This is a genomic window from Streptomyces sp. V3I8 (assembly GCF_030817535.1).
In the GTDB taxonomy this organism is placed as follows: Bacteria; Actinomycetota; Actinomycetes; order Streptomycetales; family Streptomycetaceae; genus Streptomyces.
The window spans coordinates 8,716,386-8,741,109 of the sequence record NZ_JAUSZL010000002.1 but is presented as its reverse complement, the minus strand read 5'-3'; the positions used below and the strand labels follow the sequence as shown (position 1 = coordinate 8,741,109).

24 protein-coding genes are annotated in these 24,724 nt (G+C 72.2%); 11 read left to right on the top strand and 13 right to left on the bottom strand.

All coding sequences use genetic code 11. The features are described 5' to 3' along the window. The first annotated feature begins 101 nt into the window (after positions 1-101). Both QFZ75_RS38550 and QFZ75_RS38545 read left to right on the top strand, forming a co-directional pair. On the top strand, positions 102-431 hold the full coding sequence (locus QFZ75_RS38550) for an antibiotic biosynthesis monooxygenase (protein WP_307544072.1): 330 nt from the start codon (positions 102-104) through the stop codon (positions 429-431). Positions 432-724: 293 nt separating this feature from the next. Further along, positions 725-2,767, top strand: a complete 2,043-nt coding sequence (locus QFZ75_RS38545; RefSeq protein WP_307544071.1) for an NAD-binding lipoprotein — start codon at positions 725-727, stop codon at positions 2,765-2,767. Positions 2,768-2,782: 15 nt separating this feature from the next. On the opposite strand, the gene QFZ75_RS38540 is transcribed toward QFZ75_RS38545, so the two are convergent. Both QFZ75_RS38540 and QFZ75_RS38535 read right to left on the bottom strand, forming a co-directional pair. Beyond that, positions 2,783-3,250, bottom strand: coding sequence for a MarR family transcriptional regulator (locus tag QFZ75_RS38540; RefSeq protein WP_307544070.1), 468 nt, complete (start codon positions 3,248-3,250; stop codon positions 2,783-2,785). Further along, positions 3,247-3,741 carry a MarR family winged helix-turn-helix transcriptional regulator gene (locus QFZ75_RS38535; protein WP_307544069.1) on the bottom strand — a complete coding sequence of 165 codons (495 nt, stop codon included), beginning with the start codon at positions 3,739-3,741 and terminating at the stop codon, positions 3,247-3,249. Before QFZ75_RS38535 ends, QFZ75_RS38540 begins: the two co-directional genes overlap by 4 nt. A 101-nt stretch (positions 3,742-3,842) precedes the next feature. On the opposite strand from QFZ75_RS38535, the gene QFZ75_RS38530 reads away from it, so the two are divergent. The 3 genes from QFZ75_RS38530 to QFZ75_RS38520 all read left to right on the top strand — a co-directional run bounded on the left by QFZ75_RS38530 (position 3,843) and on the right by QFZ75_RS38520 (position 5,412). After that, complete coding sequence (locus QFZ75_RS38530; protein WP_307544068.1) at positions 3,843-4,082, top strand: hypothetical protein; 240 nt, start codon at positions 3,843-3,845, stop codon at positions 4,080-4,082. Next, positions 4,082-4,465, top strand: a complete 384-nt coding sequence (locus QFZ75_RS38525; RefSeq protein ID WP_307544067.1) for a toxin Doc — start codon at positions 4,082-4,084, stop codon at positions 4,463-4,465. The genes QFZ75_RS38530 and QFZ75_RS38525 overlap by 1 nt, the downstream gene beginning before the upstream one ends. Positions 4,466-4,542: 77 nt before the next feature. Beyond that, positions 4,543-5,412, top strand: coding sequence for an alpha/beta fold hydrolase (locus tag QFZ75_RS38520; RefSeq protein ID WP_307544066.1), 870 nt, complete (start codon positions 4,543-4,545; stop codon positions 5,410-5,412). A 19-nt stretch (positions 5,413-5,431) separates the two neighbouring features. Here the strand turns inward: QFZ75_RS38520 and QFZ75_RS38515 are convergent, their stop codons facing one another. The 3 genes from QFZ75_RS38515 to QFZ75_RS38505 are packed head-to-tail and all read right to left on the bottom strand — an operon-like array spanning position 5,432 to position 8,473. Further along, on the bottom strand, positions 5,432-6,046 hold the full coding sequence (locus QFZ75_RS38515; protein WP_307544065.1) for a YitT family protein: 615 nt from the start codon (positions 6,044-6,046) through the stop codon (positions 5,432-5,434). Continuing rightward, positions 6,034-6,621, bottom strand: coding sequence for a TetR/AcrR family transcriptional regulator (locus QFZ75_RS38510; protein WP_307544064.1), 588 nt, complete (start codon positions 6,619-6,621; stop codon positions 6,034-6,036). The genes QFZ75_RS38515 and QFZ75_RS38510 overlap by 13 nt, the downstream gene beginning before the upstream one ends. Positions 6,622-6,670: 49 nt before the next feature. Beyond that, the gene (locus QFZ75_RS38505) at positions 6,671-8,473 is read right to left on the bottom strand and encodes a flavin-containing monooxygenase (protein ID WP_373466010.1); all 1,803 of its coding nucleotides are present in this window, start codon (positions 8,471-8,473) and stop codon (positions 6,671-6,673) included. A 166-nt stretch (positions 8,474-8,639) separates the two neighbouring features. On the opposite strand from QFZ75_RS38505, the gene QFZ75_RS38500 reads away from it, so the two are divergent. Further along, positions 8,640-9,662, top strand: a complete 1,023-nt coding sequence (locus tag QFZ75_RS38500) for an SMP-30/gluconolactonase/LRE family protein (RefSeq protein ID WP_307544063.1) — start codon at positions 8,640-8,642, stop codon at positions 9,660-9,662. A 19-nt stretch (positions 9,663-9,681) separates the two neighbouring features. Here the strand turns inward: QFZ75_RS38500 and QFZ75_RS38495 are convergent, their stop codons facing one another. Next, a complete protein-coding gene (locus QFZ75_RS38495; protein ID WP_307544062.1) occupies positions 9,682-10,284 on the bottom strand; it encodes a TetR/AcrR family transcriptional regulator in 603 nt (200 codons plus the stop codon). Between the two features lie 533 nt (positions 10,285-10,817). Between QFZ75_RS38495 and QFZ75_RS38490 the strand changes: the two genes are divergently transcribed. Further along, complete coding sequence (locus tag QFZ75_RS38490; protein ID WP_307544061.1) at positions 10,818-12,392, top strand: discoidin domain-containing protein; 1,575 nt, start codon at positions 10,818-10,820, stop codon at positions 12,390-12,392. Positions 12,393-12,494: 102 nt separating this feature from the next. Here QFZ75_RS38490 and QFZ75_RS38485 read toward each other — a convergent pair whose 3' ends face one another. Together QFZ75_RS38485 and QFZ75_RS38480 are read right to left on the bottom strand one after the other, a co-directional pair. Beyond that, a complete protein-coding gene (locus QFZ75_RS38485; protein WP_307544060.1) occupies positions 12,495-12,842 on the bottom strand; it encodes a MerR family transcriptional regulator in 348 nt (115 codons plus the stop codon). Positions 12,843-12,863: 21 nt separating this feature from the next. Next, entirely contained in the window at positions 12,864-13,811 is a 948-nt protein-coding gene (locus tag QFZ75_RS38480) for an aldo/keto reductase (RefSeq protein WP_373466009.1), read from the bottom strand. A 277-nt stretch (positions 13,812-14,088) separates the two neighbouring features. Here QFZ75_RS38480 and QFZ75_RS38475 point away from each other — a divergent pair, with 277 nt between their 5' ends. Continuing rightward, on the top strand, positions 14,089-15,813 hold the full coding sequence (locus tag QFZ75_RS38475) for a SpoIIE family protein phosphatase (protein WP_307544058.1): 1,725 nt from the start codon (positions 14,089-14,091) through the stop codon (positions 15,811-15,813). A 151-nt stretch (positions 15,814-15,964) separates the two neighbouring features. Further along, complete coding sequence (locus QFZ75_RS38470; RefSeq protein WP_307544057.1) at positions 15,965-16,330, top strand: hypothetical protein; 366 nt, start codon at positions 15,965-15,967, stop codon at positions 16,328-16,330. A gap of 87 nt (positions 16,331-16,417) precedes the next feature. On the opposite strand, the gene QFZ75_RS38465 is transcribed toward QFZ75_RS38470, so the two are convergent. After that, on the bottom strand, positions 16,418-17,119 hold the full coding sequence (locus QFZ75_RS38465) for an SDR family oxidoreductase (RefSeq protein ID WP_307544056.1): 702 nt from the start codon (positions 17,117-17,119) through the stop codon (positions 16,418-16,420). A gap of 118 nt (positions 17,120-17,237) precedes the next feature. Here QFZ75_RS38465 and QFZ75_RS38460 point away from each other — a divergent pair, with 118 nt between their 5' ends. Next, on the top strand, positions 17,238-17,681 hold the full coding sequence (locus tag QFZ75_RS38460; protein ID WP_307544055.1) for a MerR family transcriptional regulator: 444 nt from the start codon (positions 17,238-17,240) through the stop codon (positions 17,679-17,681). A gap of 674 nt (positions 17,682-18,355) precedes the next feature. Here QFZ75_RS38460 and QFZ75_RS38455 read toward each other — a convergent pair. From QFZ75_RS38455 to QFZ75_RS38440, 4 genes are all read right to left on the bottom strand, one after another. Next, positions 18,356-18,712 carry a hypothetical protein gene (locus QFZ75_RS38455; RefSeq protein ID WP_307544054.1) on the bottom strand — a complete coding sequence of 119 codons (357 nt, stop codon included), beginning with the start codon at positions 18,710-18,712 and terminating at the stop codon, positions 18,356-18,358. A gap of 185 nt (positions 18,713-18,897) precedes the next feature. Further along, a complete protein-coding gene (locus QFZ75_RS38450; RefSeq protein WP_307544053.1) occupies positions 18,898-19,272 on the bottom strand; it encodes a VOC family protein in 375 nt (124 codons plus the stop codon). Positions 19,273-19,589: 317 nt separating this feature from the next. Then, complete coding sequence (locus tag QFZ75_RS38445; RefSeq protein WP_307544052.1) at positions 19,590-20,321, bottom strand: response regulator transcription factor; 732 nt, start codon at positions 20,319-20,321, stop codon at positions 19,590-19,592. A 5-nt stretch (positions 20,322-20,326) separates the two neighbouring features. Beyond that, a complete protein-coding gene (locus tag QFZ75_RS38440; RefSeq protein ID WP_307544051.1) occupies positions 20,327-21,562 on the bottom strand; it encodes a sensor histidine kinase in 1,236 nt (411 codons plus the stop codon). A gap of 339 nt (positions 21,563-21,901) precedes the next feature. On the opposite strand from QFZ75_RS38440, the gene QFZ75_RS38435 reads away from it, so the two are divergent. Then, a complete protein-coding gene (locus QFZ75_RS38435) occupies positions 21,902-24,442 on the top strand; it encodes an ABC transporter permease (RefSeq protein WP_307544050.1) in 2,541 nt (846 codons plus the stop codon). Positions 24,443-24,724: the final 282 nt, after the last annotated feature.

Sequence of the window (24,724 nt, the reverse complement as noted above, 5' to 3'; positions counted from 1 at the left end):
CATCGGCCGGGGCAGGTGGCACCCCTCCCCCGTCGGACGCGATCCCCGCCACGAAGGACCCGATCGCCCGGCCCGGGGAGGGCCTGCGGCAGGATGGTTCCATGAGCGTAGTCAAGATCAATGTCCTGACCGTCCCGGCCGAGCAGCGGGAGGTCCTCGAGAAGCGCTTCGCGGCCCGCGCGGGCACCGTGGAGAACTCCGACGGGTTCGAGTGGTTCGAACTGCTGCGGCCGGTGGAAGGCACCGACAGCTACCTCGTCTACACGCGGTGGCGCGACGAGGAGTCCTTCACCGCGTGGATGGAAGGCTCGATGAAGGCCGCCCACCAGGGCGGCGGCGCGGAGGGCGGCGAGCGCCCCAGGCCCGCGGCGAGCGGCTCCACGCTGTGGTCCTTCGAGGTCGTCCAGCAGACACCGCCGGCCGGCTCGTAACCCCGCGGTCTGCCCGACCGGCTCCACCCCGTCGTCCGGGCACCTGAACACCGGCCGCGGCGCAGACACTTGGGCGCCGCGGCCGGTGTTCGTGCGTCACCCTCCCCGCCCGTACCCGGCTGACCGCAGGCGCGCGGCGTGTCCCGAAAGGATGAATGGCGTCCCGTCCGGGCGTGTCCGCGCCGCCGGACCAGCACGCTGTACACAGAGGGCACTCCTGTACCGCGGGCGGGACGGCGGTGCCCCCGGTGTGCGTCGGCGCCGCCCGGGCGGGCGGGGGAAGTGGGGGCTCAGTGCGGTGGAGGCGGCCGACTTCGTTACGGGACCGGGCGCGCTACCGGTTCGACACCACGCTGGCCCGCAGCACGAGGATGCTGGTGGGCTGGCTGGTGCTGTCGTGCCTGGCGGTGGTGGTTCCCGTCAGCGCGCTGGTGGTGTGGACGGATCCTGACTCCCCGCGTTCGCTGTCGGGCCGGCTGCTGGCCGTGGGGCGCACCAGCGCGGAGACCCTGCGGCTCGGCGCGCCGAGCGGCGCGCCCGTCCGGGTGGCGCTGTCGCTGTTGCTGGGACTGGTCACGCTGCTGTGCGTGTCGACCCTGGTGGGGGTGATCACCACCGGGCTGGGTGAGCGCCTGACCGAGCTGCGGCGGGGCCGTTCGATGGTGCTGGAGCAGGAGCACGCGGTCGTCCTCGGCTGGTCGGACCAGGTGTTCACGGTAGTGGGTGAACTGGTCGCCGCGCGGGCGGGGCGCCGTTGCGTGATCGCCGTGCTGGCCGACCGCGACGTCGCCGAGATGGAGGAGGCGCTCGCCCTCTCGCTCGGGCGCGGTCCCGGTGTCCGGCTGGTCTGCCGCAGCGGTTCGCTGACCACCGTCGACACACTGGCCCTGGTCACCCCCCGGGCCGCAAGTTCGGTGCTGGTGCTGCCCTCGGACGCGCCCGACGCGGACAGCGAGGTCGTCCGCACGCTGCTGGCGCTGCGAGCCGTGCTCGGCGAGGATCCGGGGCCACCCGTCGTCGCGGCCGTCCGCGACCGCCGTCACCTGCCCGCCGCGCGGCTCGCGGCAGGCGCCCGCGGCACGATCGTGGAGACGGACGCGACGGCGGCCCGGCTGCTGGTGCACTCCGCGCGGCGCAGCGGGGTGGGCGAGGTGCTGCGCGACCTGCTCGACTTCGCGGGCGCCGAGTTCCATTTCGTGGACGTTCCGCCGGACGACCGGCAGGCGGACGGCCGGGAGACGCGCGCGGACCGCTGTTTCGGGGATGTGCTGCTGCGCTTCGAGCGGGCGAGTGTGGTGGGGCTGATGCCGCCTGACGGGCCGCCGGTGCTGAACCCTCCGGCGCGGACCGTCATCGGCCCGCAGGACCGGCTCGTCGTCATCGCGCACGACTGCACGGCCGACGCGTCCGTCGACTGCCGTGCGCACGTCGACCTCACGGCGGTGGCCGTGCCGCGGCCCGGGCACGCCAGGCCGGTGCGGGTCCTGCTCCTGGGCTGGAACCGCCGTGCCCCTCTCCTCGTCCAGGCGCTGCGCCACAGCGTCGTACCGGGGTCGGTGCTCGATGTCGTCGCGGAGGGGGCGCAGTCGGTTCCCGCGCCGGACCACGCCTGTTCGCCGGAGGACGCGGCACAGCTGGCCGTCACCCACCGCGGCGGGGAGTCGCCGCATCCGGAGAGCCTCGAGGACCTGGACCTCTTCGGTTACGACAGTGTGATCGTGCTGGGTGCGGACGCCGGGGCCGGCCCGGGACACCCCGACGACAGGGTCCTGGTCACGCTGCTGACGCTGCGGTCGGTGGAACTGCGCTACGGCCGGACCCTGCCGGTGGTCGCGGAACTCGGCGACCACCGCAACCGCGCTCTCGCGCCGCTGGGTCCGGCGTCCGACATCGTGGTGCGGGGCGAGCTGACCGGACTGCTCATGGCGCAGATCGCCCACAACCCCCATCTGGCGGCCGTTTTCGGCGAGCTGTTCGCGGCGCACGGCGCCTCGATACATCTGCGCCCGGCCGGCCACTACGTCGTGCCCGGAGGCGAGGCGTCGTTCGCGACGGTCGTGGCCGCGGCCCTCGACCGGGGCGAATGCGCGATCGGTTACCGCCGTACCGGCCCGGCCGCGGGGGCCGGTGGGCCCGGGAACGACCGCCGTCACGAACTGCGGCTCAACCCGGCCAAGTCCGAGCGGCGCGTGTGGGGCGCGCAGGACGAGGTGGTGGTCCTGGCGACGGACACCGCCGTGTCCGACGCGCCGCACGACCCGGCCGGCACGGCGCCCGCCATGCCCCACGCCCGCGGCGGTGACAGCCCGCTGCCCGGCGTTCCGGACCACCTGTAGGAATGGCGCAGGCGGTCAGGCGGTCAGCGAGGCCAGCTTGGCGTTGGCGCGCTCGGTGACCAGGGCCAGGACGCGTCCGGCGGCGGCCAGGTCCTCGGCCGGTATCCCGCCCCAGATACCGGCGGTGACGGGAGCGGTCTCCTCACCCACCGCGGTGAGCAGGGCGCGGCCCTCGTCCGTGGGGCGAAGGTGCGCGCCGACCGCGACGAGCAACCGCTTGTCCAGCAGCTCGTCGAGCGTGCGCCGGATGCCGGCCGGATCGGCCTTGAGGGTGCTGTGGATCTGGGCGGCGAGGTCGTCCCGCGTCTGCGGGACGTCGGACGTCACGGCGGCGCGCAAGGCGATCTGCTGCTGGAACGTGCTGCCGTGCCGGGCCAGCACGTGTTCCAGGACGCCGCGGGCGGCGTAGTGGGCCAGGCCGAGGGCGCGGGCGTCGGCGGCAGGCGCGGATGCGGTGGACGCGCTGGATGCGGCACCGGTCATGGTGTTGCCCCCTGGGTGTTCTCGTCGTTCGGTACGAATGGAGTGAGAGGTGCGCCTAGCAAGGCCGTCAGCTCGTCGGTGAACGCACGTGTCCGCGGGGCGTCGAGGCCGCCGAGCGGGTCCAGCAACCGCTGGAGCAGTTCCTGGACCACGTCGACGGCCTGGCGTGTGACCGTCTGGCCCTGCTCGGTCAGAGCGAGCCGGACGGCACGTGGATCGCGCGGGTCACGGGTCCGTCCGACCAGGCCGGCCGACTCCAGGGCGCGCGCCAGCTTCGAGACGTACAACGCCTCCAGTCCCGTGTGGTCGGCGAGCTGACGCTGGCTGGGCCGCTCGCCGGTGCGCTGCATGCCGTACAGCGACGCGACCAGTGAGTACTGCGCGTGCGTGAGGCCCAGCGGGGCCAGCGCGCGATCGACCGCGACGCGCCATCTGTTGGCGAGCCGCCATACCAGGAAACCGGGCGTGGGACCCGGTGCGACCTTGCTCATGCCGAATACGGTACATGGCTACTATGTCCATGGCTACTGTTTTTACGGCCCTCACCGTACCCCGCGACGACAAGAAGGTACCGAGTAGGTACCATGCCTGTATGCCATCACTGAATGTGACCTTCACCGAGGAAGAAATGGAAGGCGTGCGCGCGGCTGCCGCGGCCGAGGGCAAGAGCCTCAAGCAGTACATGCACGACCTCGGGGTCCGCGAGATGCAGCGCAAGCGGTTCGTCGTCGGCGCCGCCTCGTGGGCGGACAGGCTGCGTGCCGAGTTCGACGAGGCGTTCCCGGACGAGATCCCCCCGTCCCAGCGCGGCCGGGGAGCAACCGCCGCCTGATGAGCGAGATCCTGTACATCGATGTCCCCTGGCTCCTGGACGTCCAGGACGCCGCCCTCGACGACGACGACGTGTCGGTCACCGACTACTCGGCGCTCGTGGCGGCCGTCGCGCGCCACAAGACGCGTATGCCGACCCTGGCCACGTCCAACCCCGACGCCGCCTGGCGGGCGGCCGCGCTGCTGCACACCGTCGTGCGCCTCGAACCGCTCCCCCACCGCAACAGCCTCTTCGCCGCCTTCGTCACCGGGCAGTACATGGACCAGTCCGGAGAAGGCATCGATCCTCCGTACGGGGCGCTGTCCGACCTGATCAGGAAGGTCCGCGAGAGCCGGCTGAGCATCTACGACATCGCCGACGAGCTCCGTTCCTGGCGTATCTGAACGCGGGGGCACGGACCGGCGGGCGACCTGTCCCCCGTGACCGATGAGTTTCCGGAGCCGGCGGGGTCTGCCCCGTCATGACTGCGTACACACTCCGGACCGCTGACGCCGACCTCGTCTACGACGTCCACGGGCCGCTGCCGGCCGACAGCGGACGGCCGCCGCTCGTCATGGTCGGCCAGCCCATGGACGCCGGCGGTTTCGCCACGCTGGCGTCGCTCTTCCCCGAGCGGACCGTGATCACCTACGACCCGCGCGGCATCGGCCGCAGCGTCCGCAAGGACGGCCGGACCGACCATGTGCCCGAACTCCAGGCCCGTGACGTGCACGCCGTCGTCGAGGCGCTCGGGGCCGGTCCGGTCGACATGTTCGCGAGCAGCGGCGGCGCGGTGACCGCGCTCGCCCTCGTGGCGGCACACCCCGAGGACGTGATCACCCTGGTGGCGCACGAGCCGCCGCTCATGTCCGTACTCCCCGACGCCCGCGCCGCCGAGCGCGCCCGGGCCGCCATGCGGGACGCGTACCGGGCGAAGGGGTGGGGCGCCGGCATGGCCGCGTTCATCATGATGACGTCGTGGCGGGGCGAGTTCACCGACGACTACTTCGCTCAGGACGCGCCGGATCCCCGAGCGTTCGGCCTGCCGGCCGAGGACGACGGCAGGCGTGACGATCCGCTGCTCTCCGAACGGTCCTGGGCGGTCAGCGACCACCGGCCCGATGCCGACGCGCTCGCCGCGGCGCCCACCCGGGTCGTGATCGCCGTGGGCGAGGAGTCCTCGGGCACCTTCACCGCACGCGCCTCGGTGTGCACGGCCGAGCTCCTCGGTCAGGAGGCGACGGTCTTCCCGAGCCACCACGGCGGCTTCCTCGACGGCGGGTCCGGCCACGCCGGCCGGCCGGAGGACTTCGCGCGCAGACTGCGCGGCGTTCTCGGTACGTCCGGCTGACACCGGTGTGCGGTCCCGGTCATACGCCGTCCGGGGCCGCGGAAGGCGGCAGGCGCAGCTTCCCGAGGGCGTAGCCGACGAGCGGGCCTATGGCGAGGGCGAAGACGACGGTGGCGACGCCGACGCTTCCGCCGAGCAGCCACCCCACGGCCAGTACGGACAGTTCGATGGCCGCGCGTGCGGCGACCACGGGTACGCCCAGGTCGGCGAGGCCGGTCATCAGGCCGTCCCGCGGGCCCGACCCCCAGCCGGCGCCCACGTACAGGCCGGTGGCGACCGCGACGCCGACGACGGCGGTGACGAGGAAGGCCACCCGGGCCGGCAGGTGGTGCGGGGTCGGGATCCAGGCGAGACCGAGGTCGAGGAAGGGGCCGACGAGCAGCGCGTTGGCGACGGTGCCCGGGCCGGGACGCTGACGCAGCGGGACCCACAGGACCAGCAGCAGCACGGAGACGGCGACGACGACCTGCCCCAGGGTCAGCCCGGTGACCGCGGCCAGCCCCTGGGTGAGGACGGTCCAGGGGTCGGCGCCGAGATCCGCCTCGACCAGCAGCGCGAGGCAGAGTCCGAAGAGGGCCAGGCCCGCGGTGAGCCGCAGGGCACGCTGGACGGGGCGGTCCGTCAGGCGCGCCATGGCTGCGGGCGGGCCGCCTCGATCAGGACGGCTGCCGCGCGGGCCGCCGTCGCGGTCACGTCGGCGGCCGCGTCGGCGCCCCGCACCAGGACGCGGCCGGCGACCCCGTCGATCAGGAGCAGCAACTGCGAGGCGACCTCGGCCGGCCTCACGAGCCCCGCTTCCCCGGACAGCCGGGTCAGTGTGTTCAGCAACCATGTCTTCTCCTCGCGTACGGCCGCGGCGACCGGTTCGTCGGCCGGGGAATCGGCGGCCGCGTTGAGGAAGGCGCACCCGCGGCCGTTGTCGTCCCGGTAGCAGGAGGCGAGCCAGGAGAACACGGCCAGCAGGCGCGGCTCTCCCGGCTCGGCCTCCTCCAGGCGCGCCTGGAGGTCCGCCGCGCGCCGCTCGTGCCGGTTGGCCAGCGCGGCGGCGGCGAGGGCCGACTTCGACGCGAAGTGCGCGTACAGGGTCGGCTTGGCCACTCCGGCCGCCCGTGCGACCACGTCCACGGCCGTGGTCGCGATGCCCCGTGCGTAGAAGACCTCTTCGGCGGCGCCGAGGAGGCGGGCGCGCGAGGTCGTGTTCCTCTTCATGAATCTAACTTACCAGTTAGTTCAGTTAAGGTCTCGCGCGGTGATCACGTCAGGTGAGCACCTCGTCCAGGGACTCCTCCCGCCAGTGGCGCAGGAGTTCGTGAAAGGCGCAGGCGCTGTGCGGGTAGCCGCCCGGGCCGTTGGGGCGGCCGCGCCCCTCGCGGTTGTAGTAGCCGGGGGTGCATCCGGCGTGGAACCACTCGTGGTCGGGCGAGCCCTGCGTCAGGACGGCGAGCCAGGCGTCCTCGGCCTCGCGGGACGGTTCGAGCAGGGCGCCCTTGGCTTCGGCCGCCGCGACGAGGGCGGCGGCGTGCACGGCCTGTTCGTCGAGTACGTGCGTGAAGTTGACGCTGCTGGCGTTCTGCAGCGAGCCCAGCTGGATCAGGTTCGGGAAGCCGTTGCAGGTGAATCCGTGCAGCGTACGGATGCCGTGCCGCGCCCACGCGTCCAGCAGCCGGACGCCGTCCCGGCCGTGGACGGGCAGCGTGCCGGAGTGGACGCCGGAGACGCCGACGGAGAAGCCGGTGGCGAGGACCAGGCAGTCGACTTCGTACTCCGTGCCGCCCACCACGACACCGTTCGCGGTGACGCGCTCGATGCCGTGGCTGTCCGCGGTGTCGACCAGGGTGACGTTGCTCCGGTTGAACGCCGGATAGTACGTGTCGGAGAAGGTGGGGCGCTTGCAGGCGTACCGGTACCAGGGCTTGAGCGTCTCGGCCGTCGCCGGGTCCGTGACGTGCCGCTCGACGCGGGCCCGTATCTCGTTCATCTTCGCGGCGTCGGCGGCCTCGTAGGCGGATTCGAAGGACGCGCGGTCGCCGGAGCGGCGGAAGCTCGGCACCAGCTTCTCCAGCAGGCCCGCGGACGAGGTCCATCCGTCCGCCACGAGGTCTTCGCCGAACGGCTCACCGGAGACGATGCGCAGGAAGTTCTCGCGGCGTTCGCGGGCCCAGCCCTCCCGGCCGGCGGCGACGTCCGCGGCCGTGGTGCGGCGGTTGGCGCGTACGTCGACCGTGGAGGGGGTGCGCTGGAAGACGTACACGTGCCGTGCGTCCCGGGCCAGCACGGGGATGACCTGCACGCCGGTGGCGCCGGTGCCGACGACACCCACACGTTTGTCCGCCAGCCCGGTCAGGCCGCCTTCCGGAGTGCCGCCGGTGTAGCCGTAGTCCCAGCGGGAGGTGTGGAAGGTGCGCCCTTCGAAGTCCTTGATGCCGGGGATGCCCGGCAGCTTCGGCTCCGCCATGGTCCCGGTGGCGGTGACCACGTACGTCGCCCGGAAGGCGTCCCCGCGGTCGGTGTCCACCCTCCAGGTGCGGGAGCTTTCCTCCCAGGTCAGCGCGGTGACGGAGGTGGAGAACAAGGCGTCCGCGTAGAGGCCGGCCCGCTCCGCGATCCGTATCGCGTGCCGCCGGATCTCCTCGCCCGGCGCGTACTTCCACCGCGGTACGTAGCCGGTCTCGTCGAGCATCGGAAGATACACGTGGGACTCGATGTCGCAGTGGACGCCCGGGTACCGGTTCCAGTACCAGGTGCCGCCGAAGTCGCCGCCCCTGTCGATGACGCGTATCCGTTCCACGCCCTGCCGGCGCAGCCGCGCGCCGGCGAGGATGCCGCCGAACCCGCCTCCGACGACGGCCACGTCGACGGTGTCGCGCCGCGGTTCGCGCCGCGGCACCTCCCCCACGTACGGGTCGGCGGCGTAGAAGCCGAACTCCGCGTCGGCGCCGAGGTACTGGCGGGGCCCGTCGGGCCGCACACGCCGCTCGCGTTCGCGGTGGTAACGCTGCCGCAGTGCGGCCAGTTCGTCAGGAGTGGGCGCCTGAGGGGGCGTCAGGTGGGGGGACGTCATGTGGGGTGACCTCGTCTCTCCGTCTGCTGTGCAGGAGGGGTCCGTCCGGGTTCCGCCAACTGCTGCGGGTCCGAACGGCTTTGACGAACCGTAACAACAACCGGACAGAGTTGTCCGGTTAGAGTGCGGGGCACGACGACTCCCGGACAGGAAGAGTGCACCCCCCATGCGACGCATTCGAAACCGTTCTCTGGCCGTACTCGCCACGCTCGGCGCGCTGGCCCTGACCGGGTGCGGCACCGTCCCGCACACGTCCGGCGAGGCGGCCGCGGCCCCTTCCGCGTCCGGCAGGGGCATCACCGCCCGCCCGTTCATGCGGCTGACCACGGTGCACGAGGCGACCGGGATGACCCTGCTGGAGGGCCCGGTCCTCGGCGAGGACGGCCGCCTGACGGTCGTCGACGTCACCGCGCCCCCCGGAGCGCCGAAGGTGCTGCGGGTCGACGTCCGGAAGAAGGTGGTGCGGAAGGTCTTCACCGACAGCCGCGGCGCCTACACCTCGGCCCAGTTCAGCCCGTACGACGGACGGCTCTACCTGTCGGACTTCGCCCACGGCGAGATCGTCTCGCTGGCCCCCGACGGCAGCGAGCGGCGCGCCTTCTTCACCGACGAGGTCGACGGCGACCGGATGCAGCCCGACGACATCGCCTTCGACAGGGACGGCGACCTGTACGTCAGCGACGCCCTCGGCATGTCCGAAGGCAAGGCACGCGGACGTGTGGTGCGCATCGACCGCGACGGCGCGGACGCCACCGTCCTGGCCGACGGCCTCGCCGCGACGAACGGCGTCTCGTTCGACGTGGACTACCGCGGGCTGTGGATCAGCGAGCTCACGGAGAACCGGATCTCCTACCTTCCGGTCGTCGAGCGGCCCGGGACGAGCGGCCGGCACACCGCCGTCCGCGTCGACGCCGGTATCGCCCAGACCGACTCGATCGCCGTGGACGCGGACGGCAACCTGTACCAGGCCCTGCACGGACGACCCGCGATGGTCGTGTACGACCGGTACGGGGAACGCCTCGCGACGGTGAAGGTCCCGGCCGGCACCGAAGGACTCGAGTCGGCCACCAACGTGGCGATCACACCGGGCGGGACCAAGGCGTACATGACCGTCAGCGGCCCCGCCGGCGGATACCTGTACACCTTCGACGCGCTCGCGGCGGGCATACGGCAGTCCAACGGCGGCTGAGGCCGTCCGGTCCTCGCCGCTACTCCCCGAAGGGCCGTACCGGTCCCACCGTGACACCGAGCAGCCGCCAGCCCGCCAGCGCCCGGCGTTCACGCTCCTCACGCGTGGGGCCGGTGACGGCTCCGGAGACCATGGCCACGGCGAGCATGAGGTCGTCCGGCGCGTCCGGAGCGCCCAGGCGGTGGCCGTCCGGGAGGCAGCCGCGCAAGGCCCGTTCGACTCTGCCGGACAACGCGCGGGCGAACACGTGGGCACGGAAGCGACCGCTTCCCGCCCCGTCGGCGTGCAGGAAGCTGATGAAGGCCGCCGACTGCGTCAGATGCCAGGTCACCACTCCCAGGACCCCGGCAAGAGTCGCGCCCTCGGCGGCAGCCGCCTGCTCGACCTGGCGTACGTTCTCCTCCAGGACCGCGGTCGCGACGGCGTCCCGGTCGGGGAAATGCCGGTACAGCACGCCCTGCCCGACGCCGGCCCTGCGCGCGATCCTGGACAGGGGGACGTCCAGGCCGTCCGCCGCGTAGATCTCGCGGGCCGCGGTGACCAGAGCGGCCCGATTGCCGGCGGCGGCTTTCGGCCCCCGGTTCGCGGGCTTGGGTCCGTCCACCATGTGCTGCGGTGTCATCCGGCCAGCGTAACGGGGATGCGTGGGGAACCCGGCAGGGGCTGACGTGCCCTTGTGCACCCCTGCCTGCCCCTTCGTCCTCTTCCTCCCCGCGGCGGTACGTGGGGCAGGGCGGAGCCGCCCGGTTCGGGTCATGGGAGCCGAAGTCGCCGCCGGCGGTGCCCGGGCCGGGTGGACCGGGTGTCTCCGCGCTGTCGAGGACGTCGGAGAGTGCGAGGCGACCGCTTCCGGCGAGACGGTGACCGCCCGCGCTCCGCACGTCGCCCGTACCGTCCCGGCCGCTCTCCCCCGCCCGACCAGGGTCTGCCCGCCCGGCCAGGGTTACCCGAGCGCCGGGACGTATCCCCGAGGGAATGTCCGTTGCCCTTTTCGCTGCTCGGGGGCGGGTCCCGGTGGGGCAACCGTGGTGCAGGTGGTGCAGTCGGGGTGGGAGTGAAGTGCCGTTGTCAGAGGAGGGCGTTAGCGTCTTGGACGACCCGCTCGGTCGCCCCGGCGGCGGACGGTCTTCTCAACGACCTTTTGGAGAGCCCCAGATGGCCCCTGTTCTTGTCGATTTCTCGACCCGGCCCGCCGCGCTGTCGAACGCCGTCGTTCGTCATCACCGGTGCGTGATCGCCTCCTCGTACGTCGTGGTGGCGGCCGGCGGCCACCTCAAAGTCGACTTCGCGGTCGGGAGCGGGGACGAGGTCGCCGACTTCGTGCTGCGTGTCGCGGTGCTCGGTGCGGCCGTCCCCATGGACGTCGCGGTCAACGACGAGGTGGTGACGGAGGGGTTCTCGCTGCCCGACGACGGCGATCCGGGCGCCGTGCGGGAGTACCTGGTGAGCGTGCCCGGCAAGGTCCTCCAGGAGGGCGTGAACGTCCTTCGGATACGCAATGCCGGCGTCGCGGTCGAGGGCGACGGCCTGCTTCGGGTGCGTGCGATCACGGTGGACCCCGCCGAGGACGCCGGGCGCGCCGAGCGCGTGCATACGGCGAGGACGGGCGGACGGTCCGTGTGGACCTTCGCCACCGAGCGGCGCCCCCTCGACGCGCCCACCTGGCAGCCGGGGCCGCGCCTGCTGTTCCACCTCGACGCGGGAGCGGGGGAAGCCGCCACCCGGCTGTCGTGGCGTGCGACCGACGGCGCGGAGTCGGCCATCGCGTTCCGCAGTGACCTGTCCGGCTTCCACGGCCATTTCCGGACCGGCGACGGCGTCATCGGCGAGGTGCGGGGCACGCTCACCGACCGCCGGACCCCCGCGCAGGGCACCGACGGCATCCTCGGACGGCACTTCGCCACCGAGGAGGAGCGCGACGGCGTGTGGCGCGCCGTCGGCCGGCTGGGACTGCTGCTCGACGACGGCGGCGCGCCGGTGGAGCGTGTGACGTGGAGCGGCCGCAGGGGCGACGCCACCTCGCTCACCCTGCGGACCGCGGTCACAGGGACGACGGGCCCGACGGCGACCGGCGAGCGGCTGGACGTCACCGGCAAGGTGTCCAAGGTGGAGGCCAGCGAGGAGTTCACGGAGTGGGGCGAGGTCGCGGCCAACCTCCTGCGCAAGGCGAGCGACAAGTGGCTGGCCCACGAGGACTCCGCCGACCTGGAGTTCACCTTCGACAGCCCCGTCGCCGTCACCGCCTACAGCCTGACCTCCGCCAACGACTGCCCCGACCGCGACCCGTCGGACTGGGTCCTGGAGGGCTCCCACGACGGCAGGGACTGGGCACGGCTGGACGCGCGGGACGACCAGCAGTTCGGCAGGCGCTTCAGCACCAAGGAGTTCCCCTTCCCCAACTCCGTGGCCTACCGGCACTACCGGCTGCGCATCACCGCCAACCTCGGGGCGGGCGAGACCCAGTTGTCGCGCGTGCAGTTCTTCGGCGTCGAGGGCGGTGACACACCCCCGCAGCCCGGCGTCTGCGACTTCGTCGGCTACCGGCAGGACGCCGGCGGCGAACCCGTGGGGTACCGCGGCACGAACGTCCCGGCCCCCGTGTCCGGTCCGGGACAGGAGGACGGCGAGGACGCGGAGGAGCTGCTCGCCGGGGACTTCTCCGACACCGCCCGGAGCCTGCAGGACGCCGCCCACCTCCTTGACCGGCTGACCCGGTACCTGCGCTCCTGACCTCCGCGCCACGGGCCCCGGCCACCGCCCGGACGACAACGGCGGTGGCGGCAGCGGGGGCGGGGGCGGCGGGGCCCGAACCGGGAGCGCGACCACGGGTGTTCAGCTGTAGTAGGTGATCTTCTCGTCGAGGACCTCCATGGCGCGGTGCAGTGCCAGCGCCCGTTGCCGCAGGGCGGCACGGCGTTCGCGAAGGAAGGCGACCCGGTCCTGCGGGGAGTGTTCGGCGCGCAGGATGGCGACGAACTCCCGCAGGTCCGCGATGCCGAGGCCGGCCTCGCGGAAGCATGTGACGAGGCCGATCCAGAAGACGTCGTCCGCGGTGTACTGCCTGCGCCCGCCGGCGGAGCGCAGGATCGGGCCGATGAGCCCTTCCCGCTCGTAGTAGCGCAACGTGTCGATCGAGACGCCGGTGCGGTCGGCGGCCGCTGCCGGGGTGAGGGTGGTCATGGGACTCCTTGGGTGGCCGCGCTACCGCGCTTCGGCGAAACGCGCCAGGTGGTCGTCGTCGAGCCGTACACGGCGTGCGGCGAGTGCCTCCTCGACCTGTTCCACCCGGCTCGCGCCGACGATGGGGTCGATGCCCTGCCGGATCAGCCAGGCGAGGACGGCCTGGTTCCTCGTGGCGGAGAGTTCGCCGGCGACCTCGTCCAGGACCGCGAGCACCCGGGCCGTTCCGGGGTGATCATAGGTGGGTGGGAGCGGCTTGTCCGAGCGCGCGTAGGAACCCCACAGCAGTGAGCTGTACGACCACACGGCAAGGCCTTCCGAGCGGGCGAGGTCCAGGTCCTCGGCGGTGAGCATGCGGTGGCCGGCCTCGGCGACCGGGGTGAGCGGACGCGGCTGGAGGAGTGAGTGGCGCAGCTGGAGGGACGTCCAGGGTGGTACGCCCTGCTCCCGTGCGAGCGAGCGGGCGCGCTCGACGCGCCAGGCGGCATGGTTGGCCGCCCCGATCCGCCGGGCCACCCCTTTCGCGACCAGCTCGCCGAAGGCGCCGACCGTCTCCGCCAGCGGTACGGCACGGTCCTCGGCGTGGGCCCACAGCAGATCCACGTGATCGACGCCGAGACGCTCCAGGCTCTCCCGCACCCCGGCGTGCACGGCGCGGGCGGAGAGTCCTTCGGCGCTCTTCGGCCAGGTGTGCGGGACGAGCGGGTTCTGCCGGACCTTCGTCGCGATCCGCACCGTCTCGCGCGCGCCGGGGCGGGCCCGGAGCCAGGCACCGATGACGCGTTCGCTGGCGCCGCCGGTACCGCTGGGGTCGGCCCAGAAGGAGTAGCAGTTCGCGGTGTCCAGCCAGACACCGCCGCCGGCGACGAAGGCGTCGAGGATCGCGAAGGCCGTGTCCGGGGCGACACGGGTGCCGAAGTCCATCGTCCCGAGGACGATCAGGGGTTCGTCGGTATGCATGCCCCCCATGCTCGGATCTGGAGCGCGCTCCAGGTCAAGCCCTCCCGACCCCCGGCCGCGCGGACCCTTCTCCACTGCTCTTTTCCGGTCTCGTACGGCCTCGGTCTCGCGGGACCGCGGGTCCGCCGGGCGGCCCGGCCGTCCCGCCGGCGTCTTTGTGCGATTGGTGCGATTGGAAAGCAGCCCGGTGGATGGTCTTCAATGGCCGGCGGGCTTGTGCGCTTGTAATGATTCCGCTGGGGTACTGCAGCAGATTGCGTTCGGATCGAGGAGGGACGGAAGGGACATGGACGGGCTTGCGGCTCCCGGCACAGGAGGCAGACCCCTGCCCGGAGAGCCGGCGCTGTCCGGGGTGCCGCTGGAGAAGGCGCTGGACAACGTGGCGGCGCCCGCCCTCGTCGTCGATGACGACGGTCTCATCGTCGCGGCCAACAGCGCGGCCCAGAGCCTGCTCGGCAGGGGTGCCGCGGAACTGACCGGCCAGGACTCCCACGACCTGCTGCACCGCAACAACCACGGGCACGCCATGCCCCGTAGCCGTTGCAAGCTGAGGAAAGCGCTCCTCACCAGGGACATCAGGCACGGCGACGCCGAATGGTTCGTCCGCGGGGACGGCGTCCTCGCGCAGCTGTCGTGGCTGATCACGCCTTGCACGACGGGCACGGGCGTGGCGGGTGCGCTGGTGCTGCTGTACGAGCGGGAGAAGTCGCAGCAGGGCGACGAGCGGTACTCCGTACCGCTGACGGAACTGGACCGCCTGGCGCTGCTGGCGGAGACGACCACACAGCTCACGTCCACGCTGGACGTGGACGAGGCGCTGCACCGGCTGGCGGCCCTGACCGTGCCGCGACTGGCGGACTGGGCGGTGTTCGATCTCCTCACCGAGCACGACGAGGTACGGCGTGTCCTGGTGATGGAGCACAAGGACGGCATCCTGGTCGAGCGTGGCGATCTGCAGGGCCCGATGCCTCCCGTGCCGACGGAGTCCCCGATGCCGCTGTCGCGGGCCCTGCGCGGCGCCGCCTCCTCCCTCGCCGGCCCCGCCACCTACCAGGGGCCGCCGGACTCGGGCATCGCGGTCGAGCAGCAGCGCCTGTTCACCGAGACGGGCATGCACTCCGCCGTGATCGCGCCCATCCGAGGTCTGCGCGACGTACTGGGCGCCCTGACCCTGGGCCGTGCGCAGCGCCATGACGCCTTCACCCCCGCCGACCTGCCACTGCTGGAGGACCTGACCCGTCGGACGGGTCTGGCGCTGGACAACGCACGGCTGTACGAGCGCCAGCGCAAGGTCGCCGAGACCATGCAGCGTCATCTGCTGCCGCAGCTGCCCTCACTGCCCGGGCTGGAGATGACCGCGCGCTATCTGCCCGCCCCGGACGCCTCCTCCGTGGGCGGTGACTGGTACGACGCCTTCGCCCTGGCCGGTCGCGCCCATGCGCTGGCCATCGGGGACGTCGTCGGTCACGACCTCGATGCCGCGGCCGGTATGGCGCAGGTCCGCAACATGCTGCGTGCCTTCGCCTGGTCGCAGCCGGACGCCGCGCCCAGCGCCGTCGTCACCCAGCTGGACGAGGCCGTGATGCACATAGCCGAGGTGCCGATGGCGACCATGATCCTCGCCAGGCTCACCGTGGGTGAGGACGCGCTGTGGCACCTGGACTGGACGAACGCCGGCCATCCGCCGCCCCTGCTCGTCACCCACGACGGCCGGGCCCGCTACCTCGACGAGGCGCACGGGATACTGCTCGGGACGGGAGTCACCAGGCCCCGCCCCGACGCCGTCGCCGTCCTGCCGCCCCGGGCCACGCTCCTGCTCTACACCGACGGCCTGATCGAGTCCCCGCGCCATTCCATCGACCACGGGCTCGACCGGCTGCGCCGGTACGCGGCGTCCCTCGCCCACCGTCCGCTGGACTCCTTCTGCGACTCCCTGCTGGACCAGGTCCGCCCCGCCGACAACGACGACGACGTCGCCCTGATCGCACTGCGCACGCCCGTCCTCCCCTAGACCTGTCCGCCTGGGGTTCGGGGCCCATCGCCGGCCCGCGCCGTGCCCCGAGTGGGGCACGGCGGCCGACACACCTCACGCGCGGACCGTACCGCCGTGTCGCCGCCCTCAACACCTGCGAGATCTGCCGTTCCGGCTACCGTCCTCCTGCGTGAACCGCGTCTTCCAGTCCGGTACGCAGGCCGAGCGCGCCCTGATCAGCCGTGTCGACGGCACCCTGGTCGCCACCCCCGGCATGCCCGACGCCGGCCTGATTCCCAGCCTGCCGGCCGCCTCCGACGTGCTGGGCACCGGCTGGTTCGGCGCGGTGGCCGCGCAGGCCGGTCCCGGCAGGCCATCGGCTCCATCTGTCCCGGTGCGTCAGTACCTGCCCGGGCTGATCGGCCTGGTCCGGCAGCGGAAGATCGACCCCGGCAAGGTCTTCGGCTTCGGCCTCGTCCTCCCCCTCGACCAGGCCGCCGAGGCGTACAGGGCCATGGGCCAGCGCCGCGCCGTCGAGGCCGTGCTCACTCTCTGAACGGCCAGGGAGCAAGCCTCCCGGCAGAGCCGAGCTCGGACCGGCAGTCCGCTGGAACCGTGCTCCGACGAGCGGCTCCTTCGTTCGTCAGCCGTAGAGCTGCGCGGGATCGCCTGCGAAAGCAGCCTTGACGAAGCGACTCGGGTCATCGACCAGGACTTCGATGGCTCCGGCCTCCACTCCGGCGAGGCCGGCTCGCGCGACCTCGCTCGGGTCGATCTTGGGTCCGTCACTTCCCGCCATCATGTCGGTGTCGGCAGCCCCCAGATGTACTCCCTGGACGAGAATGTTCCGGCCGGCCAGTTCCACGCGGACACCGTTGGTCATGTTCCATTCCGCGGCCTTGGCCACGGAGTAGGACCCCGATCCGGCAGCGGTGGCGACCCAGGACAGGACGGAGAGGATGTTCACGATGGCGCCTTCTCCGTTGCGGATCAGGACCGGAGCGAAGGCGCGGATGACTCGGAGCGTACCGAACAGGTGGGTCTCGAGGTCCGTTCTGATGTCGTCGACGGGTGAGGTCAGCAGGTTGGCCCCCGTGGTGATGCCGGCGTTGTTGACCAACAGGGTGACGTCTGGGGCCGCCGCCGCTGCCTTCGAGATCGACTCCTCGTCGAGGAGATCCAGGTACAGCGGGACGACGCGAGGATCACTCACGTCCATGAGGTCGGGGCGGCGGGCCGCGGCGTACACCTTCTCGGCTCCGCCGGCCAGAAGCTGTTCGACGAAGTGCCGTCCGATGCCTCGGTTGGCGCCGGTCACCAGTGCGACGGCTCCGCTGATCTGCATGATCGTCCCTTCGACAGCGACGGGAGAGCGTCTCCCGTCCGCGCTGAGTACGCTAAGACCTGACGTCGACGTGAAGGGCAAGTCGTTCCGAGTCGCGTCGTGAGCCGGGAGGGTGACCATGCGCATCGGAGAGGTGGCCGAACGGGCCGGAGTCAGCACCCGTGCTCTGCGCTACTACGAAGAGCAGGGCCTCCTGGAGCCGGAGCGCACCGCCAGCGGTCAACGGATCTACACGGAGTCGTCCGTGGCGCGGGTCCAGCTCATCCAGCAGCTCTTCACCGCCGGGCTCAACAGCCAACTGCTCGCCACGCTCCTCCCCGCGATCGATGCCCGCCACATCGGTCCCGGCCTGTCGGAACGGTTGCTGGCCGAACACACCCGTATCGAGTCAGAGATCGCCGGCCTGCAAGCAGCCGGCCGTCGACTCGCCGCGCTGATCGGCCTCGTCACCCACCCGGACGACATGCCGTGTCCGGCCTCACTCGACGAGGCGGTGGCCGGTGACCTGCCAGTGTTCGAGAGGACGCCTGTTCGTCCGTCCCGCCGGGTCCGCGTCGTCTGAGGGACCCGCCCATTTGCAGATCCGCGGAGCTCCAGGATGTACGGGGATGTACGGGGATCCGATGCATCGGCTCGTGGGAAACGGGCCACTGGCGCGTCACGCCGACCTGGATCATCCTGTGCCGCAAGCACCGCGTCACCATGCTCGCCCCGGCCGCGGCGCCTGGTGGGGTGGGCGCTCGCCGACCGCATGCGGGCCGCGGGCCGGCCTCGTCGTCGGCGCTCCCGCCTCGACCACCGCGGCCCGACTGCCGGTTTTCCGTTCGGCGATGCGCCTGGAAGCCGGTTCCCGTCGTCCGAGCGGCCGGGTTCCAGGTCCAGGACGAAGAACGCGCACTTGGCGTTCAAGTGGACGCTCATCGTCCTGTTCGTCCGGTTGGCGATCAGGTCCGGCCGGACCTGGAGGTTGATGCAGACATTGTCCGGCGGGTTGTCGACCCGGAACTCTTGGCATGGTGCCGGCTCCCGGAGGTCCGGCGGCCAGATGGAAGAGCCCCGCTCGGGGCCGAGGTATGTTTCCGCTCCGCTTCGCATGCGGTGAGTGCGGCGGCCACGGCGGCCCGGTGAGCGGTGGCTGAGGTCCGGCGGGGCCGGTGGACCCGGCGTCGTACGTGCGGGCCAGTCCAGTCAACCGGTCCGTGACCTTCTTCGCTGCGCCGAGACGGGCGACCTCGGTCAGCAACAGTGCTTCGCCGGGAGATGGCCGGTCGAGCGGGCGACGCGGGCAGGGGCGGTGAGCGCGGACCGGGCCTCGCCCAGGCGTTCCTCCCGGGCTGACAGCAGGCTCGGTGTCAGTGGTAGCAGAGTGCGGTGCTCGGCGAGCAGCGTTCCGGCCGCGTCCGGGTCCACCGGGACGGCCGCGCGGACGGCGAGACCGCTGAGCACCGGAAGCAGGGCCACGGCGTGGTCGATGGGACGGGCCAGGGCGGCGGCCTCCGCCCACCAGCGGCGCGCCGTGGCGGGCCGGTCGGCCGGCCGGCCGCTCCATGCGGCCGAGGGGAACTGCCCTCCGGCCCCGGCCGCGGTAGACACCGTCGGAGCGGACACCGCCTTCGCCGCGGCCCGATGGTCCCGCGCCGTCTCGCGACGGCGCGGGACCGCGCATACCCGGGCGGTGGGAGCCGATCCGGTATCAGGGTTCAAGCAGCCGGCGCTGGCCCAGGTCGGCCGCCGGTCGTCGGCCCGGCGCCGAGCCGACGACGTTCGGGCGCCCGGGTTCAGGCGCCCGGGAGGAAGAGGCAGAACGGATGGCCGTGAGGGTCACGAAGGACCCGTACGTCCTTCTGCGGCTGGTACTCCTCCAGCGTCGCGCCCAGGGCACAGGCCCGTTCGGTCTCCGCCTCCAGGTCATCGACCTGCAGGTCCAAGTGCGCTTGCATCTGCTGGGTGCCCGGGCTCTGCGGCCATGTCGGAGGAGTGTGATCGCTCTCCAACTGAAAGCTGATACTGGGACGTTCTTGTTCCGGATTCCTCAGGCGGACCCATTCCTGCTCGCGATCGACCTCCTCCCAGCCGAGCAGAGCCCGGTAGAAGTCGGCCAGCGCGGGGGGATCGGGAGTACCGAGAACAAAGGCGGCGAGCATCATGGTCATACAACCCACTTTGCCCCGGCACTCCGTTCCACGCATCCGTCTGTCCTGCCCGCCCTGTCTGCTCCGTCCGCCCTGCCCGCTCCGTCAACGACAGGAGATTCTGGTGCAGCGGTGTTCGACGGCCTGCCGCGGGTCACTCATGCCTGTCGGTGTGATTCACGGCTGCCCTCCGAATCACCGGAGCCGACACGGATGACGGATGACTGATGACGGATCGACAGCCTCCGGCGCGGCAGGCGCGGACGGCACCCGGTTCGTGGGCTCGGACCGCGTGTTCGCGCTCATCGAGGAACCGGCACGACGTCCGGACAAGGGGGTCAGTCGTCGGCCCCGGCGGCGCAGTAACCGTGCTCCCAGGCCCATGCCGCGACCTCGACACGGTTACGGGCCCGCAGTTTGCGCTGGACGCTCGCCAGGTGTGTCTTGACGGTGGAGAGCGACACGTAGAGGTCGGCGGCCAGTTCCACGTTCGTGCGGCCACGGGCGACCAGGCGGACGACTTCGGCCTCCCGGGGCGTCAGCAAGTCCTCGGCCTCGGCTCGTCGCACCGGAGGAGCTCCGAGGCGCGTCCGCTGTCGCTCCCGCTCATCGGGTGTGACACCCGTGCCGGGAAAGCCGGAGGTGCGGGACATGTGCCGCAGGAGACGGACCGTGATGGAGGGTGAGATCAGGGCGTTCTTCTCGGACACCGCCCGTACGGCCTCGATCAGGAGCGCCGGGGATCCGTCCTTGAGGAGAAAGCCGCAGGCACCGTTGCGCAGCGCGCTGTACACGTACTCGTCCAGGTCGAAGGTGGTGGCGATGAGGACGTTCAGCGGGTCCTGCACGTCGGGTCCCGCGAGCAGGCGGGTCGCCTCCAGTCCGTCGATGCCCGGCATCCGGATGTCGAGGAGGCACACGTCGGGGCGCAGCCGCCGTGCTTCCTCGACCGCGGCCGTGCCGTCCGACACCTCCGCGACGATCTCCATGTCCGGCTGGGAGCCGAGGATGAGGCGGAAGGCGGACCGGATCATGTCCTGGTCGTCGGCGAGGAGGAGTCTGATCGTCATGCCGTTCAGACTTGCAGTTCGTCGGCTGCCGGTGCGTCCCGGGGTACGGACGGCAGCGGGAAGTCCGCGCTGACCGCCCATACGCTGCCACGGCGGCCCGCTTCGAACCGCCCGCCCAGCATCTCGACCCGTTCGGCCAGGCCCAGGAGCCCGTAGCCGGGACGTCTGCCCAGCCCGGTGTCGTGCTCCGGCCGGCCCGCCGGAGCGGTGCCGCCTGCTCCGTTGTCGGTGACCGACACCCGCAGGTGTGGCGCCTCGTCGTCGTGCAGGCGGACATCGACAGTCACCACGGTGGCCCGTTGGCCGTGTTTGCGTATGTTCGTCAGGGATTCGCGCACGACGTGGTGCGCGGCGGTGCCGACGCCGGGGGGCAGGCGGCGCATCGTCAGCCGCGGGTCCAGCGTCAGCATGGCGTCGGGACCGGTGGCGGAGAACTGCGTCAGCAGCGTGCGCAGTTCACCGAGGTCGCCGTCGTACCGGGCGGCGGACCCCTCGGTGTCGCGCAGTACGGACACCACGGCCCGCATCGAGTCCATGGCCTGCGACCCGGCCTTCTCGATGCCCGCCAGCATCCGGTCCAGCTCGGTGGGCTCCAGGCCGTTGCCGGCCGCGGAGATGTATCTGACGGCCTTGGTGTGGGCGATGATCGCGGTGATGTGGTGGCCGACGAAGTCATGCAGTTCGCGGGCGTATTCGAGGCGCTGGGCCTGCAGAACGGCCTGGTGGTCACGGGCTCGCAGGGTGTCGAGAAGCCGCAGGCACAGACCCAGCACCGCCATCAGCACCGCACCGGCCCAGGTGAACCCCACACTGAGTGCCCCCACAACGCCGTACTCCGGAGCGGGCAGCCGGAAGAAGGCCACCGAGGCGGCGAGCGTCGCACCGGCCGCGGGCGCCACGGCCTGGAGCAGCGGTCGTTGCCACAGTGCGCGGGCGACCGTCAGCAGCAAGGCGCACGACTCGACGAACCCGTAGGTGTGCTCGGGGCGTTGTGACAGTTGCGCGTTGAGGACGGTCAGCAGGAGGGAGGCCGCCGTTGCGGCCGTGACAACCGGCAGGAAGCGGTCGGCGGGAACCGCGAGCGCGGCCAGGGCCAGGGCCCCGGACACGACCCAGGCGACCGCCAGGACGGCGGAGCGGGTGTCCAGTCCTTCGAGGACGAGCAGGGTCGGCAGGAGGACCGCCGCCAGGCACCACAGGATGCGCGTTCCTCCCGGCCGGGTGCCGAAAGCGTGATTCATACGGCCTACGCTACGGCCGGTCGGCAGGCCACCGCCTCGGCCGTTCGGCCGAGTGTTCCGCCGCCCGGTCTCCGCGTTTCGGCCGATCCGCCGCCTTCCCGCCGTGCCGGAGAATCGTCCGGCAGCGGCCGGACCGCTGTCGGACCGCTGCCTCGTTTCCCGTCCGCCCCTTCGGGTGAGGCGCCGAGGCAGCACCCGGGCAGACACGCCACGGAGCAGACGGAACCGGGCCGGGCCGCGCGCTCGTGCGGCGTGCCGGCCGGACCCGGGCACGTCGGCCACCCCTCCTTTCCGGACCCGCAGACCCTGACCGCCGCGTTCTCCTGCCGAAGGTGTTCCATGCTCCGTACCGTCCTGCGTTCCCTTCATCGGCAGAAGCGACGGCTGGCCCTGCCCGTGTCGGCCGTCCTGCTCGGCGTCGCCTGTGTCAGCGGTTCCCTGCTGTACGGCCAGTCGCTTCAGCGGACGCTGGCCGAGGCCCGGACGGCTTCCCGGCCCGATGTGTCCGTCGAGATCCTGCCCGACGCGTCCGCCGGTCCGGACTCCCCCGGCGGTGTGCCCCGTCAGGACGAGGCACTGCTGCGTCGCCTGGCCGCGCTCCCCGCCGCCGCGTCGGCCCGGGGCACGCTGGAAGGGCGTGCCTTCCTCCTCGGCTCGGACGGCGAACCGACCGGTTCACCGTCGGCCGCCACAGGCGTCAATTACGTGCCCGACCGTCATGGAACCGACCCCCGCTACCCGATGACCGAGGGCCGCGGCCCGCGTCACGCCGACGAGATCGCCGTCGACCGGCGGTCCGCGCGACGAGCCGGACACCTGGTCGGGGACCGGATCGACGTCATCGTCAACGGCAGGGTCCGCTCCTGCCACCTGGTCGGCGTCTTCAAGGCCCATGATCCGCGGCTCGCCGGTGGCGGCACCCTCACGGCGTTCGACAACGCCACAGCCCGCAGGCAGTTCGCCCCCTCACCCGGCACGTACGCCTCCCTCACCCTTGCCGCGAGGCCGGGTCACTCCCCTGACGCCCTCGCCGCCGACGCCGCGCGGCTGCTTCCGTCCGGGTTGCGGGTGGTCACCCGGGCCGGGCTCGACGCCGAGGCCGCCGCGGGCACCGACCATGACAAGCTGGCCACCATCCTGTCGGTCTTCGCCGGCATCGCCCTGCTGGCGTCCGCTTTCTTGGTCGGCAACACCTTCACCATGCTCAGCGCGGCGCGTGCCCGCGAGCATGCCCTGCTGCGCGCCGTCGGAGCGACCCGGCACCATGTGATGCGGATGGTGCTGACGGAGGCCCTCCTCGTCGGCACGGTCGCCTCGGCCGCCGGATACGTGGCCGGCCTCGGGGTGGCCGCCGCGCTCGCCGAGTTCTTCGCCGCCGGCGGCGGTCTGCCGGACGATCTCGTACCGCCTCAGCCGCTGTCGGCCGGACCGCTGGCGGCAGCGTTCACCGTCGGCATCGCGGTCACCGTGCTCGCCGCTTTCCTGCCCGCGCGCAGGGCCGCCGCGGTGGCGCCCGTCGCCGCACTGCGCACCTCGCTCCCCGCGCCCGCCCGTTCGCTGCGCCGGCGCAACCGCATCGGTGCGCTCACCACCGCGGTGGGCGTACTGATCGCCCTGGCAGCGACGCGGGAGATCGGCCTGTTCGCTTTCGCGGTGCCCCTCCTGCTGACCGGGCTGGCAGTCCTCACCCCCCAGCTGGCCCTGACCGTGTCCCGCCTGCTGCGGCCACCGCTGACACGGCTGGCCGGTGTCGACGCGGTCCTCGCGCTCGCCAACGTCGCCCGCAATCCGCTGCGCACGGCCGCGACCGCCAACGCCCTCACCATCGGTCTCACGCTCGTCAGCGCCGTCACCGTGGCCCTGGCCTCCCTGAGCACCATGGCCCAGCGTGACGCGGAGGCGGACATGCCCAGCGACCTGGCGGTCACCGCGATCGACTTCGCCGAGATCGCGGACGACACGGTGGGCCGCATCGCCCGCCTGCCGCACGTGGACGCCGTCACCGCGACCACCGACGTGGCCTTCCGGCCCACCGGGAACGATTCCTTCCTGTACGCCACGGCCGTCGATCCCGCCGCCGTCGGCCGCCTCGTGGACTTCACCGTGCACGCCGGCTCCCTGGACGACCTCGGCCAGGGCATGGCCGTCGACAGCGGGACCGCCGCCGCGCACGGCTGGCACCTCGGTGAGCGGGTGACCGGCAGGCTGGGTTCCGGCCAGGAGCGGACGGCTCTTCGGATCGTCGCGCTCTACGACGGCCCGCCCGCGCTCACACCCGTCCTGCTGTCCGCCGACGTCCTTTCGCCGCGCACGTCCGCCGCGACGGCCGACTCGCGGGACGGTGCCGTCGACTCCGTCCTCGTACGAGCCGCTCCCGGTCACGTCGCCGACGTCAAGCGGCAGATCCGGCACGCTCTCGGTAATCCGACGCTGCTCGTCCAGGACCGCGCCGACGCCGGACGCGAGGCCGCGCGCGTCTACGCGCCGGTCCTGACCATCATGTACGCGATGCTCAGCGTGACCGTGATGATCGGGGCACTCGGCGTGGCCAACACCATGGGAATGGCGGTCTCCGAGCGCGTCAGGGAGTTCGGCCTGCTGCGTGCCGTCGGGATGGACCGCCGGAAGGTCGGTTCGATCCTGCGGCTGGAGGCGACGGTGGTCTCCCTGCTGGGTTCGGCCCTCGGTGTCGTCACGGGCGGCGCGCTCGGTGCCCTGGCCGTCGTCGGTCAGTCGGGCGCGGTCCTCACCGTGCCCTGGGGCCGTCTTCTGCTGTGCTTCCTCGCGGCGGCCGGGATCGGCGTACTGACCTCCCTGTTGCCGGGACGCCGCGCCGCCGCCGTACCGATTCTGAGTGCCGTCCGCGTCGACGACGCGTGACGGCGCGAGACCACCGGGCCCGGTCCGTCGTCGAACCCGGGTGCGCGGGCGCGGCCGTGGGTGGCAAGGGCGGCCGGGCGGTGACGTCGGCACGGATCGTGCAGGGGGGAGAGGCCGTCCCGTCCGACGATCGTGACCGCCCGGATCACGGGCCGGTTCCCCGGTGGGTAGGGATCCCGTTCTCCGGCCGTTCGTCCAATCGCACCAACCCCCGGGCCGTTCTTGATGTCGGGGCACCAAGACGCGCGGGGTGCCTTCCCGGAAGGCTGCGTGCAATGACTC